Origin of the sequence: Streptomyces sp. NPDC018026 (assembly GCF_044327745.1) — a bacterium.
GTDB classification, from domain to species: domain Bacteria; phylum Actinomycetota; class Actinomycetes; order Streptomycetales; family Streptomycetaceae; genus Streptomyces; species Streptomyces rubrogriseus.
Genome location: NZ_JBIRFY010000015.1, coordinates 108,483 through 126,396, shown reverse-complemented (window position 1 = coordinate 126,396; position 17,914 = coordinate 108,483). Strand labels below are relative to the sequence as shown.

The 17,914-nt window shown below is 71.6% G+C and carries 15 protein-coding genes; 8 read left to right on the top strand and 7 right to left on the bottom strand.

Going from position 1 to position 17,914, the window contains the following annotated elements:
* The first annotated feature begins 10 nt into the window (after positions 1 to 10).
* Positions 11 to 751 carry an LON peptidase substrate-binding domain-containing protein gene (locus ACH4D3_RS34000; protein ID WP_398330357.1) on the top strand — a complete coding sequence of 247 codons (741 nt, stop codon included), beginning with the start codon at positions 11 to 13 and terminating at the stop codon, positions 749 to 751.
* Positions 752 to 764: 13 nt separating this feature from the next.
* Positions 765 to 1,283: a Cys-tRNA(Pro) deacylase gene (gene ybaK, locus ACH4D3_RS33995; protein ID WP_398330354.1), complete on the top strand. Its 519-nt coding sequence runs from the start codon at positions 765 to 767 to the stop codon at positions 1,281 to 1,283.
* A 131-nt stretch (positions 1,284 to 1,414) separates the two neighbouring features.
* On the opposite strand, the gene ACH4D3_RS33990 is transcribed toward ybaK, so the two are convergent.
* From ACH4D3_RS33990 to ACH4D3_RS33975, 4 genes are all read right to left on the bottom strand, one after another.
* Entirely contained in the window at positions 1,415 to 2,131 is a 717-nt protein-coding gene (locus tag ACH4D3_RS33990; RefSeq protein ID WP_398330351.1) for an AAA family ATPase, read from the bottom strand.
* A 34-nt stretch (positions 2,132 to 2,165) separates the two neighbouring features.
* Positions 2,166 to 2,990 carry an ABC transporter permease gene (locus ACH4D3_RS33985; protein ID WP_109031846.1) on the bottom strand — a complete coding sequence of 275 codons (825 nt, stop codon included), beginning with the start codon at positions 2,988 to 2,990 and terminating at the stop codon, positions 2,166 to 2,168.
* Positions 2,991 to 3,018: 28 nt separating this feature from the next.
* Entirely contained in the window at positions 3,019 to 3,993 is a 975-nt protein-coding gene (locus ACH4D3_RS33980) for an ABC transporter ATP-binding protein (RefSeq protein ID WP_398330605.1), read from the bottom strand.
* Positions 3,994 to 4,189: 196 nt separating this feature from the next.
* The gene (locus ACH4D3_RS33975) at positions 4,190 to 5,401 is read right to left on the bottom strand and encodes an NYN domain-containing protein (RefSeq protein ID WP_398330348.1); all 1,212 of its coding nucleotides are present in this window, start codon (positions 5,399 to 5,401) and stop codon (positions 4,190 to 4,192) included.
* A 224-nt stretch (positions 5,402 to 5,625) separates the two neighbouring features.
* On the opposite strand from ACH4D3_RS33975, the gene ACH4D3_RS33970 reads away from it, so the two are divergent.
* Positions 5,626 to 5,793, top strand: coding sequence for a hypothetical protein (locus ACH4D3_RS33970; protein ID WP_398330345.1), 168 nt, complete (start codon positions 5,626 to 5,628; stop codon positions 5,791 to 5,793).
* An 83-nt stretch (positions 5,794 to 5,876) separates the two neighbouring features.
* Here the strand turns inward: ACH4D3_RS33970 and dnaE are convergent, their stop codons facing one another.
* On the bottom strand, positions 5,877 to 9,416 hold the full coding sequence (gene dnaE / locus ACH4D3_RS33965) for a DNA polymerase III subunit alpha (protein ID WP_398330342.1): 3,540 nt from the start codon (positions 9,414 to 9,416) through the stop codon (positions 5,877 to 5,879).
* Positions 9,417 to 9,618: 202 nt separating this feature from the next.
* On the opposite strand from dnaE, the gene ACH4D3_RS33960 reads away from it, so the two are divergent.
* From ACH4D3_RS33960 to ACH4D3_RS33945, 4 genes are all read left to right on the top strand, one after another.
* On the top strand, positions 9,619 to 10,959 hold the full coding sequence (locus tag ACH4D3_RS33960; protein ID WP_398330339.1) for a DUF2252 domain-containing protein: 1,341 nt from the start codon (positions 9,619 to 9,621) through the stop codon (positions 10,957 to 10,959).
* 86 nt (positions 10,960 to 11,045) lie between these two features.
* Positions 11,046 to 11,756 carry a hypothetical protein gene (locus ACH4D3_RS33955; protein ID WP_398330336.1) on the top strand — a complete coding sequence of 237 codons (711 nt, stop codon included), beginning with the start codon at positions 11,046 to 11,048 and terminating at the stop codon, positions 11,754 to 11,756.
* Positions 11,757 to 11,853: 97 nt separating this feature from the next.
* Positions 11,854 to 12,654: a DsbA family protein gene (locus tag ACH4D3_RS33950; RefSeq protein WP_398330333.1), complete on the top strand. Its 801-nt coding sequence runs from the start codon at positions 11,854 to 11,856 to the stop codon at positions 12,652 to 12,654.
* Positions 12,655 to 12,737: 83 nt separating this feature from the next.
* Positions 12,738 to 14,411 (top strand): alkaline phosphatase D family protein, encoded by a 1,674-nt coding sequence (locus tag ACH4D3_RS33945; protein ID WP_398330330.1) that lies wholly within the window; start codon positions 12,738 to 12,740, stop codon positions 14,409 to 14,411.
* On the opposite strand, the gene ACH4D3_RS33940 is transcribed toward ACH4D3_RS33945, so the two are convergent.
* On the bottom strand, positions 14,396 to 14,986 hold the full coding sequence (locus tag ACH4D3_RS33940) for a dienelactone hydrolase family protein (RefSeq protein ID WP_398330327.1): 591 nt from the start codon (positions 14,984 to 14,986) through the stop codon (positions 14,396 to 14,398). The genes ACH4D3_RS33945 and ACH4D3_RS33940 overlap by 16 nt on opposite strands.
* 105 nt (positions 14,987 to 15,091) lie before the next feature.
* On the opposite strand from ACH4D3_RS33940, the gene ACH4D3_RS33935 reads away from it, so the two are divergent.
* Complete coding sequence (locus tag ACH4D3_RS33935) at positions 15,092 to 16,240, top strand: mechanosensitive ion channel family protein (protein WP_398330324.1); 1,149 nt, start codon at positions 15,092 to 15,094, stop codon at positions 16,238 to 16,240.
* A gap of 7 nt (positions 16,241 to 16,247) precedes the next feature.
* Here the strand turns inward: ACH4D3_RS33935 and ACH4D3_RS33930 are convergent, their stop codons facing one another.
* On the bottom strand, positions 16,248 to 17,834 hold the full coding sequence (locus ACH4D3_RS33930) for a Na+/H+ antiporter (RefSeq protein WP_398330321.1): 1,587 nt from the start codon (positions 17,832 to 17,834) through the stop codon (positions 16,248 to 16,250).
* Positions 17,835 to 17,914: the final 80 nt, after the last annotated feature.

Here is a 17,914-nt window from a genome sequence, read left to right as displayed (position 1 = left end):
CTTCTGGGTCGTGACCACCGTCCGGCTCCCCCTCTTCCCCCTGAACTCGGTCCTGTTCCCGGGGCTGGTGCTCCCGCTCAACATCTTCGAGGAGCGCTATCGCGCCATGATGCGCGAGTTGCTGAAGACCCCCGAGGACGAACCACGCCGGTTCGCCGTCGTGGCGATCCGCGACGGCTACGAGGTGGCCCGGACCGCCCCCGGGCTGCCCGACCCCACGGCCACCGTCGAGCGCGGTCCGACGGCCGGGTTCGGGACCGACCCGCTCAAGGCGTTCCACAAGGTGGGCTGCGTCGCGGACGCGGCGACGGTCCGGGAGCGGGCCGACGGCACCTTCGAGGTGCTGGCGACCGGCACGACCCGGATGCGGCTGCTCTCGGTGGAGGCCTCGGGTCCGTTCCTGACGGCCGAGCTGGAGCCGCTGCCGGAGGAGCCGGGCGACGAGGCGGGCGCCCTGGCGGAGGGCGTGCTGCGGTCCTTCCGGCAGTACCAGAAGCGGCTGGCGGGGGCCCGCGAACGGTCACTGGCGACCGGCGCCGACCTGCCCGACGAACCGGGTGTGGTCTCCTACCTGGTCGCCGCCGCGATGATGCTGGACACGCCGACGAAGCAGCGCCTGCTCCAGGCCCCGGACACCGCCTCGCGGCTGCGGGACGAGCTGAAACTCCTTCGCGCCGAGACCGCCATCATCCGTACGCTGCCGTCCCTGCCCGCGCAGGAACTGACGCGCGGCCCGACGAGTCTCAACTGAGGTACTGGCCCGCATGGCGAAGAACCCGAACAAGCCGAGCAAGGCGAAGAAGCAGCAGCCGGGCGGCACGCCCGCGACGGTGGCGCTCACGGCGGCCGGGGTGACGTACACGGTCCACGCCTACGAGCACGACCCGGCCCACCCGTCCTACGGCGAGGAGGCGGCCGAGGCGATGGGGGTGTCGCCGGAACGGGTGTTCAAGACGCTGGTGGCCGACGTCGACGGCGCCCTCACGGTCGCGGTGGTGCCGGTGGCGGGCCGGCTGGACCTCAAGGCGCTGGCGGCCGCGGTGGGCGGCAAGCGCGCGGCGATGGCCGACCCGGCCCTGGCCGAGCGCACCACGGGCTATGTGCGCGGCGGCATCTCCCCGCTGGGCCAGCGCAAGCGGCTGGCGACGGTCCTGGACGCGTCGGCCGCCGGACACGCCACGATCTGTGTCTCGGCGGGCCGCCGCGGCCTGGAGGTCGAGCTGTCCCCCGACGACCTGGCCGGGCTCACGGACGCGGTGCTGGCGCCGATCGGGCGTGCCTGACCCGAGCGGACGTGCGTGCCCTCTCGACGGACGTCCCGTTGTCGGCTAATCAGACAGGACATGTCGAGGCGAACACGCAAACGCCGGTGGCGCACCAGGAAGGGCCGCGCGAACCACGGCCGCCGCCCGGCCTAGGCCGACTTGCCCCCGTAGGGGCCCGACGGGTACTGCCCCGGTGCCGGCCACGGATCCGGCTCCGGGTCCCGGGGTCCGAACAGTCCCGTCAGCCCCAGGTGGACCACCAGTGCCGCCAGCGACCACGCCAGCAGCGCGCCCTTGGCGCCCAGCTTGAGCGGGGCGGCGAACGTCACGCCCTTGCCCACGTCCTTCGCGTGCGCGATCACGTCCTGCGTCGGCCCGAGCCACATCCCGAGCCGCCACGCCAGCAGCGATCCGAGCAGCCCGCCGACGCCGAGGGCCACCACCAGCGGCACGCCCCCGCGCCGCCGCAGCAGGAACAGCACGACCGCGCTGAGCGCCCCGAACGCCAGCGCGAGCAGCGTGAACGTTCCGTCGACGCCGATCGCCTGCTCGCCCTCGGAGTCCTTGAGGTAGACGACCCAGCTGCCGTCGATGATCTCACCCACCAGCGGCACGCTCGGTGCCAGCTTCCACCACAGCACGCCCAGCAGCGCACCGGAGAGCGCGACCGCCAACGCGGTCAGGGCGGCCTGCCGCATTTCGGTCAACATCCCGGGGCCGTTCTGTTCGCCGTACGTGCCGTATGGGTCGTGGGAACCGCCGGGCGCGGCCGACACCGCGTGTGCGCCGACGGGCGGCGGCACCGGCCCGCCCTGGTACGACGGGCGTTCGTTCGGCGGCGGTGGCGGGGTCAAGGGTGCGGTCACCGTGCCATCGTGCCAAACCCGCCCGTGCGGCGCGTCACCGGACGGCGGCCCGGCGGTACGCCCAGGTGGCCACGGCCAGCGAGATCACCCCGACCGCGGCGCACACCGCGAGGTCGCCGAGGACGAAGCCCCAGTCGGGCCGCTCGCCGAAGGTGCGCGCGAAGGCCTCCACGCCGTACGTGGAGGGCAGCAGGTCCCGGGCCAGGCGGACCACCTGCGGCATCCGCTCGGGCGGCAGCACGCCGAGCAGCAGCGCCGCCGACATGCCGAGCTGGCCGAGGAGGGTGGCGAACTCGGGCCGGGGGGCGAGCAGCCCCAGCGCCGCGCCCAGTCCGGCGAGGGCGGCGCCCGCCAGCGGGATCACGGCCACCAGCACCCACAGGTGGGTCATCGGCAGCCCGAACAGCAGACATCCGAACACCGCGGTCACCACGGTCCCGGGCACGGTGAAGGACGCGTAGGCGCCCGCCGCCCCCAGCACCACCGCGGCCGGCGGCACCGGCAGCGTCGCGTAGTGGTCGAGGCCGCCGCTGGCGCGCAGCTGGCCGAAGTACTGGGCGAGGAGGTTCAGCGCGACGAAGGCCACGACGAGCACCGCGGATCCGGCGACCACGGCCCGTGCCTCGCCGCCGCCGTCGACGACGCCGCGCATGAGGATCATGATGCCGATGGACTGGAAGGTCGCCACGAACAGCAGCGGGATGCGCGCGACCCGGGCCCGGGACAGCTGCGCCCGGTACACGGCCACCAGCGAGGGCCACAGCCGTGCCTTCGGCCCCAGCTCGGCCGGACCGGCCGCGCGCCGCCCCTCGGCCGCCGGGGCGGCACCCCGCAGGGCATCGGCGGGTACGACACTCACGTCGCGCAGCTCCCCTTCGCTCGTGTGCTCACGTCCTCACCAGCCCCTGCCGCGCGGCGCCGCCCAGCGCCAGGTACACGTCCTCCAGGCTGGGCGTGGCCAGGGTGAAGTCGTCCAGGGCGGCGAAGGCGGCGCCGCCGGTGACGGTGGCGACGACCGCGCGGGCCTCCTCGGGGGCGAGCCGCAGGGTCCAGCGGCGCCCCGACTCGACGACGCGGTCGCGCAGGGCGGCGACCTCCGGGACGTTCAGCGGCGCGCTCTCGCGCCACACCAGGTCGACGCGGACCTCGCCGGCGACCTGTTCCTTGAGCCCGGCGGGCGTGTCGCAGGCGATCACGCGTCCCCGGTCCAGGACGGCGACCCGGTCGAGCACGGTCTCGGCCTCGATGACGTTGTGGGTGACGAGCAGCACGGTGGCGCCGTGCTCGGCGCGCCGCCGGTCGACGGCCGACCACACCGCCCGCCGGGCCACCGGATCCATGCCGGTGGTCGGCTCGTCAAGGACGAGCAGCGGCCGCTCCCCCACCAGTGCGGCGGCGAAGCAGGCCAGGCGGCGCTGGCCGCCGGAGAGCTTCTTGATCGGGCGGGCGGCGAGGCCGGTCAGGCCCAGTTCCTCGAGCACGGCGTCCCGCTCGGCGCGGGCCCGGCGCACGTCCAGGCCGCGCAGCCGCCCGGTGGTCTCGGCGGCGAGCGACACGGTCAGCTCGTCCAGGGCGCTGGACTCCTGCCCCAGGTAGGCGAGGATCCGCGCGGCCCGCTCCGGGTGGCGCACGATGTCGTGCCCGAGGATCTCCACGCTGCCGCCGTCGGGCCGCATCAGCCCGGTGAGCTGGCGGACGAGGGTGGACTTTCCGGCGCCGTTGGGTCCGAGCAGTCCGAAGATCTCACCGCGGCGGATGTCCAGGGTGACGTCGTCGGTGGCCCGCACCTCGGGGGCGGCGGGTACCCCGCGCCTGCCGCGCACCGCCGGATAGGTCTTGGTCAGTGAGCGCACCGCGCACACGGCATCGCCACCGGGTCGAGGTGCCTGTGCCGCGCGCGTACTCACAAGGGAGGAGACTACGGGGTCGGTCCCCTCGGCCGGTTCCCGGGTCCGCCCATAAGTGTCGATTCAGCAGGTGTCGGTTGGGCTCAGCAGGTGTCGGTCCGGCCCGGGAGCGCGGGGGATCACCGGGGATCACCGGGGGTGCCGGGGCGTCTCACTCGGCGGCGGGCGTGCGTTCGGTCGCCGTGCGCACGTCGATCTCCCGCCAGAACCCGGCCCGGATGGCGTACCGGTCGTGCTCGTCGATCTGGTCGTCCTTGTGCGCGAGCAGTCCGAAGCGGGCCGCGTAGCGCAGCAGCTCACCGTCGACGCGATGCGGGATGCGCGGGTACATCCCGGACAGTTTCTGCAGGTGGCCGTGGTCGCCGAGCCGTTCCAGCCAGCGCCGGGCGAAGACCTGCCCCACCTCGTACGGGTCACCGCCGACCGTGGTGATGTCCTCCTCGCGGTCGGCCCAGCGCTGCTCGGCCGTGGTGAGCTGGGCCAGCGTCGGCAGGGCGGCGGCCTCGGAGGGCTCGGCGGCGGGCCGGTCGACCCAGCCCTTGTCGGAGGACCAGCGCAGGGTGGCGTTGGCCGGCTGCGGGGCGGGGTGGGCGCCGGGGGCGCGCAGGGCGGCGAGGTCCTTGGGAGTGGGGACGCCTTTGGCGGGCGGTACCCGTTCCTCGGTGCCGGACGGTCCCGCGGCGGCCGTGGTGGGGTGTTCGGGCGCCTCGGCGGGCCGCTGGGCGGCGGAGAGCGCGGACTCGGGCAGCGGCGCGGAGAGGATCGCGGCGATCTCGGGGCGGGGTACGGGCGGCGGCGCGCAGATACCGCCGAGTTCCTTGGCGCGTACGGCCTTGGTGATCCACGTACGGTCCAGGACGCGGCGTTCGTCGGCCTCGGCGACCAGGTCCTCGGACTGGTTGTAGTCGCCGTCGGCGGCCTGCACGGCCCACAGGTGGACGGCGACGCCGTGCTCCTTGGCGGCCATCATCCCGGGCAGCAGGTCGCCGTCGCCGGTCACCAGGACGACGTCGGAACAGGCGCGGTTGCGGGCCAGTTCGGTCAGTTCGGCGTGCATGGCGGCGTCCACGCCCTTCTGTGCCCACCGTCCGTCACTGCGGGTGAGAGCGCCGAGCCGGACGGTGACCCTGGGCATCACGCGCAGCCGCCGGTGTTCGGGCTGCGGGACGCGGTCGGGGGCGCCGTCGAACCAGTAGATGCGCAGCAGGGGCTGCTGGGTGTCGGACTCGGCGCGGTCGCGCAACCCCTGGATGAGGGCGGCGTGATCGACGGTGATGCGGGAGCGCGAGGGTTCCCCCGCCAGGAGACTCGCGGCGGCCCCCAGCAGATACCCGGCGTCCACCAGGACGATGCAGCGGTCCACGCGGTCCACCCTCTTTCCGGGAGGTTTGCTTCGGGCTTCCTTCGAGTCTGCCCGACCACGCGGAGGTTAACGGCCCGAACTCGATCTTCGGCGTGGCGTTTCGGCACCCGGTGACCGCTCGGACCGCGTCACGGACGGTAATTGCCCGATATGCGTTCTTTGTTGGCCTATGTGAATCTGGTTCCGGCCCTGGCCCCTAGATCCCCCTCAGGAGGTAGATCACCATGGCCAAGAACAAGAACAACCGTGATCGTAAGCAGCCCCGTGCCGAGCGCTCCCCGCAGGCCGCCGAGTCGGCCGTACTGGACCGCGAGGAGCAGCACTCCCCGCAGCTGACGACGCCCGGCGACGCGGCCTCGCGCAAGCGGAACAAGCGCTTCGGCCACAACTGACATCCACGACGAGGGGCGCACCCGGCAACCGGGGGCGCCCCTCGCTCGTTTCTCCGCCCGGCCCGCCGGGCGGGACGGCCCGCTCAGCCCGCCAGGCAGGACGGCCCGAGCAGCACCTTCAGGTCGCCGAACAGCGCCGGATCGGGCTTCACCCGGTGCCGGTCCAGGCGCAGCACCGTCGTCTTCGTGGGCCCCTGGAGCTTGATCCGCACCTCGCTGTCGCCCCGGTGGTGGGTGAGGATCTCACCGAGCCTGCTGACCATCGGCGGCGTGATGCGGGTGGCCGGGATGGTGAGGACGACGGGCGCGTTGGTGCCCGCGTTGGACAGGTCGGGGATCATCAGCTCCATCGCGACCAGCCTGGGGATGTCCTCCCGCTTGTCGAGCCGGCCCTTGACGAACACCACGGCGTCCTCGACCAGTTGCGTGGAGACCAGCTGGTAGGTCGCCGGGAAGAACATGCACTCCAGGGAGCCGGCCAGGTCCTCGACGGTGGCGATGGCCCAGGCGTTGCCCTGCTTGGTCATCTTGCGCTGCAGACCCGAGATGATGCCGCCGATGGTGACGACCGCGCCGTCGCCGAAGTCACCGCCGGTGAGCTGGGAGATGCCCGCGTCGGCCTTGTCGGACAGCACGTGCTCCAGGCCGAAGAGCGGGTGGTCGGAGACGTAGAGACCGAGCATCTCCCGCTCCTGGGCGAGGAGGTAGGTCTTGTCCCACTCGTCCTCGCCGAAGACCACGTCGAGTCCGAAGCCGGGCTCGTCGCTCTGCTCGTCGCCCATGCCGCCGAAGAGGTCGAACTGGCCCTCGGCCTCCTTGCGCTTGACCGCGACCACGTTGTCGATCATCGGTTCGTACTGCGCGGTGAGGCCCTTGCGGGTGTGTCCCATCTCGTCGAAGGCGCCCGCCTTGATCAGCGACTCCGTCGTCCGCTTGTTGCAGACGACCGCCTCCACCTTGTCCAGGTAGTCGGGGAAGGACGCGTACTTCCCCTTGGCCTTGCGGCACTTGATGATCGACTCGACGACGTTGGTGCCGACGTTGCGCACGGCGGAGAGGCCGAAGAGGATCACGTCGTCGCCCTGCGCGGCGAAGTTCGACATGGACTCGTTGACGTTGGGCGGCAGCACCTTGATGCCCATGCGCCGGCACTCGTTCAGATAGACGGCCGACTTGTCCTTGTCGTCCTTGACCGAGGTGAGCAGGGCGGCCATGTACTCGGCCGGGTAGTTCGCCTTCAGATAGCCGGTCCAGTACGAGACCAGGCCGTAGGCGGCCGAGTGCGCCTTGTTGAAGGCGTAGCCGGCGAAGGGGACCAGCACGTCCCACAGGGCCTGGATGGCCTCGTCGCTGTAGCCGTTCTTCCGGGCTCCGGCCTGGAAGAGGACGAAGTTCTTCGCCAGTTCGTCGGGCTTCTTCTTGCCCATCACGCGGCGCAGGATGTCGGCCTCGCCCAGCGAGTAGCCCGCGATGATCTGGGCGGCCTTCTGCACCTGCTCCTGGTAGACGATCAGGCCGTAGGTGACCGCGAGGACCTCCTGGAGGGGCTCCTCCAGCTCCTTGTGGATCGGCGTGATCTCCTGGAGGTTGTTCTTGCGCAGCGCGTAGTTGGTGTGCGAGTCCATGCCCATGGGGCCGGGACGGTAGAGCGCGGAGACGGCGGAGATGTCCTCGAAGTTGTCCGGCTTCATCAGCCGCAGCAGGGAGCGCATCGGGCCGCCGTCGAACTGGAAGACGCCGAGCGTGTCGCCGCGCTGCAGCAGTTCGAAGGTCGTGGGGTCGTCCAGCGGCAGCGACAGCAGGTCGAGGTCGATGCCCTTGTTGGACTTCACCATCTTGACGGCGTCGTCCATGATCGTGAGGTTGCGCAGGCCGAGGAAGTCCATCTTCAGCAGGCCGAGCGACTCGCACTGCGGGTAGTCCCACTGCGTGATGGTCACGCCGTCCGTGTGCCGGACCCAGATCGGGGCGTGGTCGACGATGGGCTCGCTGGACATGATCACGCCGGCCGCGTGCACGCCCATCTGCCGGACCAGGCCCTCGACGCCCTTGGCGGTGTCGATGACCTTCTTGACGTCCGGCTCGCTCTCGTACATCGAGCGGATCTCGCCGGCCTCGCTGTAGCGCGGGTGCGTCGGGTCGGTGATGCCGTTGAGGTCGATGCCCTTGCCGAGGACGTCGGCGGGCATGGCCTTGGTGAGCCGGTCGCCCATCGCGTACGGGTAGCCCAGCACGCGCGCGGAGTCCTTGATGGCGTTCTTCGCCTTGATCTTGCCGTAGGTGCCGATCATGGCGACCTTGTCGGCGCCGTACTTCTCGGTCACGTACCTGATCACCTCGACGCGCCTGCGCTCGTCGAAGTCGATGTCGACGTCGGGCATGGAGACGCGCTCGGGGTTCAGGAACCGCTCGAAGATCAGGCCGTGCGGGATGGGATCGAGGTCGGTGATGCCCATCGCGTACGCCACGATCGAACCGGCCGCGGAGCCTCGGCCGGGGCCGACCGCGATGCCCTGGTTCTTGGCCCACATGATGAAGTCGGCGACCACCAGGAAGTACCCCGGGAACCCCATCTGGATGATGACGTCCATCTCGTACTCGGCCTGCTTCTGGCGGTCCTCGGGGACCTGGCCCGAGAAGCGGCGCTCCATGCCGCGGCGGACCTCCTCCTGGAACCAGGTGACCTCGGTGAAGCCGTCGGGGATGTCGAACTTCGGCATGAGGTCGCGCTTCTCGAACATGCCGGTGGTGTCGATCATCTCGGCGATCAGGCGCGTGTTGGCGCAGCCCTCCTGCCAGGCGTCGGAGGAGTCGATGGCGTACATCTCGTCCGTCGACTTCAGGTAGTAGCCGGTGCCGTCGAAGCGGAAGCGGTCCGGGTCGGAGAGGTTCTTGCCGGTCTGGATGCACAGCAGGGCGTCGTGGGCGGTCGCCTCGTGCGCGTAGGTGTAGTGCGAGTCGTTCGTCACCAGCGGCGGGATGCCGAGCTTCCTGCCGATCTCCAGAAGACCGTCGCGGACCCGGTGCTCGATCTCGATGCCGTGGTCCATCAGCTCCAGGAAGTACCGGTCCTTGCCGAAGATGTCCTGGTAGTCGGCGGCCGCCTTCAGGGCCTCGTCGAAGTGGCCGAGGCGCAGCCGGGTCTGCACCTCGCCGGAGGGGCAGCCGGTGGAGGCGACGATGCCCTCGGACCACTGGCTGATGGTCTCCTTGTCCATCCGCGGCCACTTCTGCAGCCAGCCTTCGGCGTAGGCGTCGGAGGAGAGGCGGAAGAGGTTGTGCAGGCCCTTGCTGTTCGTCGCCCACATGGTCTTGTGGGTGTAACCGCCCGAACCGGAGACGTCGTCCCGCTTCTGGTGCGGCTGGCCCCACTGGATCTTGCGCTTGTTGCGCCGGGACTCGGGCGCGACGTACGCCTCGATCCCGATGATCGGGGTGACTCCGGCCTTCTTCGCGGAGTGGAAGAAGTCGTACGCCCCGTGCAGGTTGCCGTGGTCGGACATGGCGATGTGCGACATGCCCATCTCGTTGCACGCGTCGAACATGTCCTTGAGCCGCGCGGCACCGTCCAGCAGCGAGTACTGGGTGTGGACGTGCAGGTGCGTGAACGGCGGCTTTGACACGTGCGGCCTCCTGGGAAAACTGGGGACGACTGGCGGCGGTCGATCCGGGGGGTCAGCGTCGAAGTCTATGCCTCTGCACTGACACTCCGAGGGCCACCACGCGTACCTTCTGGGGCGGGCACTCCCGCACCCCTTCGAACGTTGGCCCGAGTGGAGATCCGCTCCACCCGTGAGGCACCACCCGCACCAGGAGGCACCAGGCATGTCGGTCCCGCAGCTCAACGAGGAGCACCGCGGCGAGGAGATCCTCGCCGTCTTCGACACCGCCTTCGGCCAGCTGCTGGCCGCGGATCCCGCGGCGTTCCGCGTGAAGTTCCGGAAGATGGCGGCCTCCGCCTTCGCGTTCTACCGCGGCACCGCAGGCCTCTTTTACCGCGATTTGACCGAGGATCCGGACTTCGGTGACCGGCACGGCGGCGCCTACCTGGACGAGCGGACCTCCCGGGTGTGGATCCACGGCGATCTCCACGCGGAGAACTTCGGCACGTACATGGACTCCACCGGCCGGCTGATCTTCAACGTCAACGACTTCGACGAGGCCTACGTCGGCCCCTTCACCTGGGACCTCAAGCGCTTCGCCGCCTCCGTCGCGCTGATCGGGTACGCGAAGGCGTTCAGCGACGAGCAGATCACCGAGCTGGTGCGGGTGTACGCGGGCGCGTACCGCGAGCGGATCCACGCCCTGGCCACCGGCGCCAAGAGTGACGAGGTGCCGCCCTTCACGCTGGACACCGCGGAGGGCCCGCTGCTCGGCGCGCTGCGGGTGGCCCGCTCGCTGACCCGCTTCGGGCTGCTGGACTCGATGACCGAGATCCGTGACTTCGAGCGCCGCTTCGCCCCCGGCGGCGGCTCCGTCGAGCTGGACGCCGCCACGCGCTACAAGGTGCTGGCGGCCTTCGACGGCTATCTGGAGACGCTTCCCGAGTCCTCCCTGGCCCGCCCCGACTCCTACCGCGTGAAGGACGTCGTCGGCCGCCGGGGCATCGGCATCGGCTCGGCCGGCCTGCCCTCGTACAACATCCTGCTGGAGGGCAACAGCGACGCGTTGGAGAACGACGTCGTAATCTACATCAAGCAGGCCCAGACCCCGGCCGTCTCCCGGCACATCACCGACCAGGCGATCCGGGACTACTTCCAGCACGAGGGCCACCGCACGGTGATCTCCCAGCGCGCCCTGCAGGCGCACGCCGACCGGTGGCTGGGCTGGACCGAGCTGGACGGCGCCGGGCAGCTGGTCGCCGAGGTCTCGCCGTACGCGGTCGACCTGGACTGGGGCGACATCGACGACCCGGAGGAGATCGCCGAGGTGGTCGCCGACCTGGGCCGGGCCACCGCGACCATGCACGCGGCGGCCGACGACCAGTCCGGGGAGTCCCTGGTGCCGTTCTCCACCGAGCGGGCCATCGACGCGGCGATCGCGGCCGACGAGGAGGGTTTCGCGCCGCTGCTGGTCGACTTCGCGCACCGCTACGGCGCACGCGCGCGCGCCGACCACCAGACCTTCGTCGACCTGTTCCGCAACGGCCGGATCCCGGGTCTGTGACCATTCCGGTTCGGTAACCGTCGGCCGTCTCACAGGAAGCCTTTAGGGGTCCCTTACCGGACCCCATGACACACTCTTCTACTGCTATGGACATATCCGGAACCCCGCTCAGAGCCGTACGCGCGGCGCTGTTCACGGCACTCGCCGTGACCCTCAGCACCGCGTCGCACGTGCTGCTGTCCGGGGTTCCGCTGCCGCTGCCCACGGTGGCCGCCGTCGCCGCCGCCGTGTTCCTGATCGCGTACGCCCTGGCCGGGCGGCGCGAGCGCGGCTTCGGGCGGATCGCCGCCCTGCTGATCCCGCTGGAGCTGGCCGCCGACACGGTCTTCACCACCGGCCAGCACGTCTGCTACGGCCGGGCGGGCGGCCCGGTCGCGGGCCCGCTGCGCTCGGTCGGCTTCGACGTGCTGTGCGGCGACGGGACCGGCATCCACGCCGGGGTGACCGCGCCGCTGACCCGGGTGACCGGGGCCGAGACCGACCGGATGGCGTCGGTGCTGGCCCAGGCCGCCCCCGGCACCGCCTGGCTGCTCCTCGCCGCGCACGTCGGGGTCGGGCTGCTCGCGGCGGCCTGGCTGCGGCGCGGCGAGCGGGCGCTGGCCCAGCTGCTCGGCGCGGTGGCCGCGACCACGTTCCGGCCGCTGCTGCTCGCCGTCGCGGCCGTGGGCGTACGCCGGGCCCCGGCGGTGCGCCGCCCGGCGCCCCCGGCCCGCCGCGCTGCCGGCGCCCGCGAGCGGATCCTCGCGCACTCCCTGGGACGTCGCGGACCGCCGCGCCCGGTGGCCACCCTCGTCTGACCCGGCACCGGCCGAGTCGCACGAGCACCACCGAGCACCGCAGTCCCCCGTACGTACTTCCGCACACCCCCGTGTGCGCGTCCCCGGAGAGATCATCATGAGCAAGCGGAACAGCCAGGCAGCGAAGACGGCGGCCCGTGAGCGCCTGCGCCAGGAGCGCGAGCGCCAGGCCAAGCGCGACAAGGTCAGGCGCCAGGCCATCGTGGCCGCCTCCATCGTCGGCGTGCTGGCGATAGCCGGCGGCATCAGCTACGCCGTCGTGCAGGGCAACAAGCCCAGTGGCTGGGACAAGGCCGCCGAGGCGAAGGTGGTGGCCCCGGCCAACACCTCCGGCAAGGACGGCACCACCGTCGTCATGGGCGAGTCCAAGTCCGACAACGTCATCCACCTCTACGAGGACCCGCGCTGCCCGGGCTGCGCGGCGATGGAACAGAGCATCGGCGAGACCGTCAACAAGGGCATGGAGGACGGCGACTACAAGCTCTCCTTCACCGTCGGCACCTTCCTCGACGGCAACCTGGGCGGCGAGGGCTCCAAGAACGCGCTGAGCGCGCTGGGCGCCGCGCTGAACGTCAGCCCCGAGGCGTTCGTCGACTACAAGACCGCGCTCTACTCCACGAAGTACCACCCCGAGGAGTCGACCGACGACTTCGCCAAGGACGACTACCTGATCAAGGTGGCGGACTCGGTCGATGCCCTGAAGGGCAACAAGAAGTTCCAGGACGCCGTGGAGAAGGGCACCTACGACGCCTGGGCGATGCGGATGAGCAAGTCCTTCGACAAGGCCGAGGGCGTCCAGTCGACGCCGACCATCAAGATCAACGACAAGGTGGTCGAGACCCCGAGCACGCCCGACGCGTGGCAGAAGGCGCTGAAGGACGCGGGCGTCACCAAGTGACCCGGTGATCGCCGTCTGACGAGTGGGCGAACTTTTGCGAGTTCGCCCACTCGCGCGCGTACCGATCAGTAACCTGATCGGCCGTGACCAGTCGACACAGAGCCTCCGAAGACAACGAGCCATCCGCGAACTCCCGCACCCCGAGCCGCCGTACGGTCGTCAAGGCCGCGGCGGCCGGTGCCGTGCTCGCCGCCCCGCTCGCCGCGGCGCTGCCCGCCGGCGCCGCCGACGCGGCCCCCGCCTTCCTGCACGGCGTCGCCTCCGGCGATCCGCTGCCCGACGGAATCCTGCTGTGGACCCGGGTGACACCGGTGCCCGAGGCCATACCGGGCTCCGGGACCGGTCCGGACACCGCGGTGAGCTGGGTGGTCGCCACGGACAAGGCCCTCACGAACGTGGTCGCCAAGGGGTCCGTCACCGCCACGGCCGCCGCCGACCACACCGTCAAGGCGGACGTCCGCGGCCTCGCGCCCGCCACGGACTACTGGTTCCGCTTCTCCGCGGGCCCCACCGACTCCCCCGTCGCCCGCACCCGCACCGCCCCCGCGCACGACGCGGCCGTCACCGGCCTGCGCTTCGGCGTGGTCTCCTGCGCCAACTGGGAGGCCGGGTACTTCTCCTCGTACCGCCATCTCGCGGCCCGCGGCGACCTGGACGCCTGGCTGCACCTGGGCGACTACATCTACGAGTACGGCACCGGCGAGTACGGCACCCGCGACACCGTGGTGCGTCCGCACGCCCCGGCCCACGAGATCCTCACCCTCGCCGACTACCGGACCCGGCACGGCCGCTACAAGACCGACCCCGACCTCCAGGCGCTGCACGCCACGGCGCCGGTGGTGGCGATCTGGGACGACCACGAGATCGCCAACGACACCTGGTCGGGCGGCGCCGAGAACCACACCGAGGGCGCCGAGGGGACCTGGGCGGAGCGGCAGAGCGCCGCCAAGCGGGCCTACTTCGAGTGGATGCCGGTGCGCCCGGCGATCGCCGGCACCACCTACCGGCGGCTGCGGTTCGGCAAGCTCGTCGACCTCTCGCTGCTCGACCTGCGCACCTTCCGCTCGCAGCAGGTGGCGCTCGGCAACGGCGAGGTCGACGACCCGGACCGCACCCTCACCGGCCGCGCCCAGCTCGACTGGCTCAAGTCCGGTCTCGCCTCCTCCGACGCCACCTGGCGGCTGGTCGGCAACCCGGTGATGATCTCGCCGTTCGCGGTCGGTTCGCTCCCGGCCTCGCTGCTCGGACCGCTCGCCGAGCTGCTCGGGCTGCCGAAGGAGGGCATCGCCCTCAACACCGACCAGTGGGACGGCTACACCGACGACCGCCGCGAGCTGCTGGCCCACCTGCGCGCGCACGCGATCCGCAACACCGTGTTCCTGACCGGCGACATCCACATGGCCTGGGCCAACGACGTGCCGTACAACGCCGGGACCTACCCGCTGTCCGCCTCCGCGGCCACGGAGTTCGTCGTCACGTCGGTGACCTCCGACAACCTCGACGACATCGTGAAGGTCCCCGAGGGCACCGTCTCGGCGATCGCCGCGCCGGTGATCCGGGCCGCGAACCGGCACGTGCGCTGGGTCGACACGGACCGGCACGGCTACGGCGTGCTGGACGTCACCGCGGACCGGGCGCAGATGGACTACTACGTGGTCTCCGACCGCACCGACGCGGCGGCCACCTCCGCCTGGGCCCGCTCCTACCGCACGCGCAGCGGTACGCAGCGCGTCGAGCGGGTCTACGACCCGGTCTGAGCCTCCCGGAGGGAGTCGAGGAAGCCGAGCGCCACCCGCCAGGTGGCCTCGGCCGCCTCCGCGTCGTAGTCGTCCAGCTCCGGGTCGGTGTACAGGTGACCGGCGCCGGGATACCGGTGCACCTCGACGTCGGCGCCGATCCGGCCCATCTGGAGGTACCAGGCGCTGAGCCAGTCGTCCGTCTCGAAGGGGTCCGGCTCGGCAACGTGCAGCTGGACCGGCAGCTCGTCGACCGAGGCGTTGGGCGCGAGGTCCGAGGTGCCGTGCAGGAGCAGCAGCCCGCGCGCCCGGTGGTCGCCGAGGGCGAGGGTCTGGGCGATGGAGGCGCCGAGCGAGAATCCGGCGTAGACCAGTCCCCGCTCGGAGTAGGGCGCGGCGGCCAGCACGGCCCGCTTCAGCAGCTCCTCGCGGCCGATCCCGTCCTGGTGGGCCATGCCCTCCTCGACCGTGTCGAAGGTACGGCCCTCGAAGAGGTCCGGGGTCCACACCTGGTGCCCGGCGTCGCGCAGCCGGTCGGCGGCCTGCCGCACCGCGGGCCTCGGGCCGAGGGTCGAGTGAAAGAGCACGATGTTCATGGGGCCATGGTGCCAGCCGGGTGCGACAGGGCCCGCGCCCGGCGACACCCCGGCGGGAGATACCTCACAGGTTCACAGCGCCGCGCGGCCGGTTACGTTCGAGGGATGGAGACGATACTCCGCCCGCTGATCGTGGTCGGCGGCTCGGTACTGCTGACCGTGGTCATCGGCTGGGCCACCGACCTGCTGCTGCGCAAGGCCGACGGACGCCACCCGGAGACACCGCTGTGGGGGCTGCTGCGGCGCGCCCGCCTGCCCTACCAGATCGTGCTCTGCTCGGGCCTGCTGAGAGGGTCCTACGTCGAGGCCGGGGTGTTCCCGGACCACCGGACCGGGGTCGGCCGGACGCTGACGCTGGTGCTGATCGGCTCGGCGGCCTGGCTGGTGGTCCGGATCGCCGCGGCGGTCGTCGAGACGTCCTACTCCCGTTACGCGCACGCCCACGCCGAGCGGGATCCGGCCCGGGTGCGCCGGGTGCGGACCCAGGTGTCGCTGATCATGCGGGTGGTCACGGCGGTCGTCGGCGTGGTCGCGGTGTCGTCGATGCTGCTGACGTTCCCGGCGATGCGGGCGGCGGGCGCCTCGCTGCTGGCCTCGGCCGGCATCATCGGCATCGTCGCCGGTGTTGCGGCCCAGTCCACGCTGGGCAACCTGTTCGCCGGGTTCCAGATCGCCTTCGGCGACATGGTGCGCATGGGCGACACGGTCGTGGTGGACGGGGAGTGGGGCACCGTCGAGGAGATCACGCTGACGTATCTGAGCGTGCGCACCTGGGACGAGCGCCGGATCACGATGCCGGTGTCGTACTTCACGTCCAAGCCGTTCGAGAACTGGTCGCGCGGCACCCCGCAGATGACCGGGACCGTGTTCTGGCACCTGGACCACTCGGCGCCGATGGACCTGATGCGCGAGCGGCTGCGCGACGTCCTGCGCGAGTGCCCGGCCTGGGACGGACGCAACTACAACCTGACCGTCACGGACACCACCCCGACCACCATGGAGGTGCGGGCCCTGGTGACGGCGAAGGACGCGGACGACATCTGGACGGTACGGGTCACGGTCCGCGAGGGGATGCTGCGCTGGCTGGCCGACGAGCACCCGTACGCGCTGCCGCGGGTCAACACGGCGGACGCGGCCCTGCGCCCGCCCCACGAGGGCCTCCCGCACGCGCGGCGCTCCGCCGCCGAGGACTCCCGCCGCCCCTCCGGGACGGACTCCCGCCGCTTCCCGGGCCGGCCGGCCAAAAGCCTGTGACCGCGGGTCAGCGCAGGCTGCGCACGTCCAGGTGGCGCAGGACCCGGTCGACGATCTCCGGGTCGGCGCCGGGTTCGCTGCGGGCGGCCAGCACCTCGTGCCGGGCGGCGCTCAGCATCTCGCCCTGGATGCGCCGGACGCGTTTGAACCGCCGGGCCCGCTGCTCCTGCGCCTCCCGCCGCTCCTCGTCCCCGAGGTCCGGGCTGATGCGTACGCCGATGTCGAAGGCGCGCCGCAGCATCTGCTCGGACAGCTCCTCCGGCAGCTCCTCCACCGACTCGATCTCCTTGAGCCGCTGCCTGGCCGCCCGGGCCGCCCTGAGGGCCAGGTCGCGCTCGAACCCCTGCTCCCGCTCCGTGTCCGCCCGGACCCCGAGCCGGCCGACCAGCCAGGGCAGGGTCAGCCCCTGCAGCAGCAGCGTGCCCATGATCACCCCGAACGCGATGAAGACGATCTCGTCCCGGTGCGGGAAGGGCGCCCCGTCGTCCGTCCGCAGCGGGATCGCCAGGGCCAGCGCGACCGACGCCACGCCCCGCATCCCGGCCCACCACATGACCACGGTCTCGCGCCAGCTCGTCGGGATGTCCTCGTCCTGGTCGCGCCTGGCGTGCAGCCGCTGGGTCAGCCAGGTGGCCGGCAGCAGGTACAGCAGCCGGACCAGGACGACGACGGCGAGGATCGCCGCCGACCAGCCGAGCAGTTCGCTCCACCGGCCGGAGGCGGTGCGCACGGCGTTGTGCAGCTCCAGTCCGATCAGGCCGAAGGCCACCCCGGTGACCAGGGTGTCGACCACGTCCCAGACGGTGTGGCCGCCGAGCCGGGTCATCACGTCGTCGGCGTCCGAGGCGTACTCGGCGAGGAACATGGCGGTGGTGAGCACGGCGAGCACGCCCGAGCCGTGCAGTTCGTCGGCGGCGACGTAGCTCACGAACGGCACCAGCAGGGTCAGCCCGATCTGCAGCGTCGGGTCGCCCAGCACGCTCATGAGTTTGTTGGAGCCCCAGCCCAGGGCGAGCCCGATCGCGACGGCGACAACGGCGGAGAGCACGAGGTCGAACCCGGCCCGCCACGGCGAGAAGGCGCCGCCGACCGCCGCGGCGATGGCCACGTGGTACAGGACGATGGCCGTCACGTCGTTGAAGAGCCCCTCACCCTCCAGGATGGACACCAGGCGGCGCGGCAGCCCCAGTTGCCCGGCGACGGCGGTCGCGGCGACCGGGTCGGGCGGCGCCACCAGCGCGCCCAGCGCGAAGGCGGCGGCGATCGGCAGCCCCGGCACGATCGCGTGGGCCACGGAGGCCACGCAGACCATGGTGACGAAGACCAGCGCGACGGCCAGCAGGAAGATGGGGCGCTTGTTGGCCGCGAACTGCCGCCAGGACGTGCGCCGCACGGCGGCGTACAGCAGCGGCGGGAGCAGTCCGGGCAGGATCAGTTCGGGCGGGATGTCGACGTTGGGCACGAAGTCGAGCAGCGCCAGGACGATCCCGAGGAGCGTCATCAGCACCGGCGCGGGCAGCCCGAGCCGGGCACCGATGGGGACGCTCAGCAGGGCCCCGAGCAACAGCATGAACAACAGGGCCAGCTGATCCACGGTCACCGCTCCGGTGGGGTCTAGGGGCTGTGGTCCGGCCGTTCCCACGGCGAAGCCCAAGCCTGCCACGCCACCGGTCC

Excerpts from the sequence above, each read along its gene's own strand:
- ybaK (WP_398330354.1), top strand. The coding sequence starts at position 765 with ATGGCGAAGAACCCGAACAAGCCGAGCAAGGCGAAGAAGCAGCAGCCG.
- ACH4D3_RS33970 (WP_398330345.1), top strand. The coding sequence starts at position 5,626 with ATGGCCAAGAACAAGAACAACCGTGATCGTAAGCAGCCCCGTGCCGAG.
- ACH4D3_RS33960 (WP_398330339.1), top strand. The coding sequence starts at position 9,619 with ATGTCGGTCCCGCAGCTCAACGAGGAGCACCGCGGCGAGGAGATCCTC.
- ACH4D3_RS33955 (WP_398330336.1), top strand. The coding sequence starts at position 11,046 with ATGGACATATCCGGAACCCCGCTCAGAGCCGTACGCGCGGCGCTGTTC.
- ACH4D3_RS33950 (WP_398330333.1), top strand. The coding sequence starts at position 11,854 with ATGAGCAAGCGGAACAGCCAGGCAGCGAAGACGGCGGCCCGTGAGCGC.
- ACH4D3_RS33940 (WP_398330327.1), bottom strand. The coding sequence starts at position 14,986 with ATGAACATCGTGCTCTTTCACTCGACCCTCGGCCCGAGGCCCGCGGTG.
- ACH4D3_RS33935 (WP_398330324.1), top strand. The coding sequence starts at position 15,092 with ATGGAGACGATACTCCGCCCGCTGATCGTGGTCGGCGGCTCGGTACTG.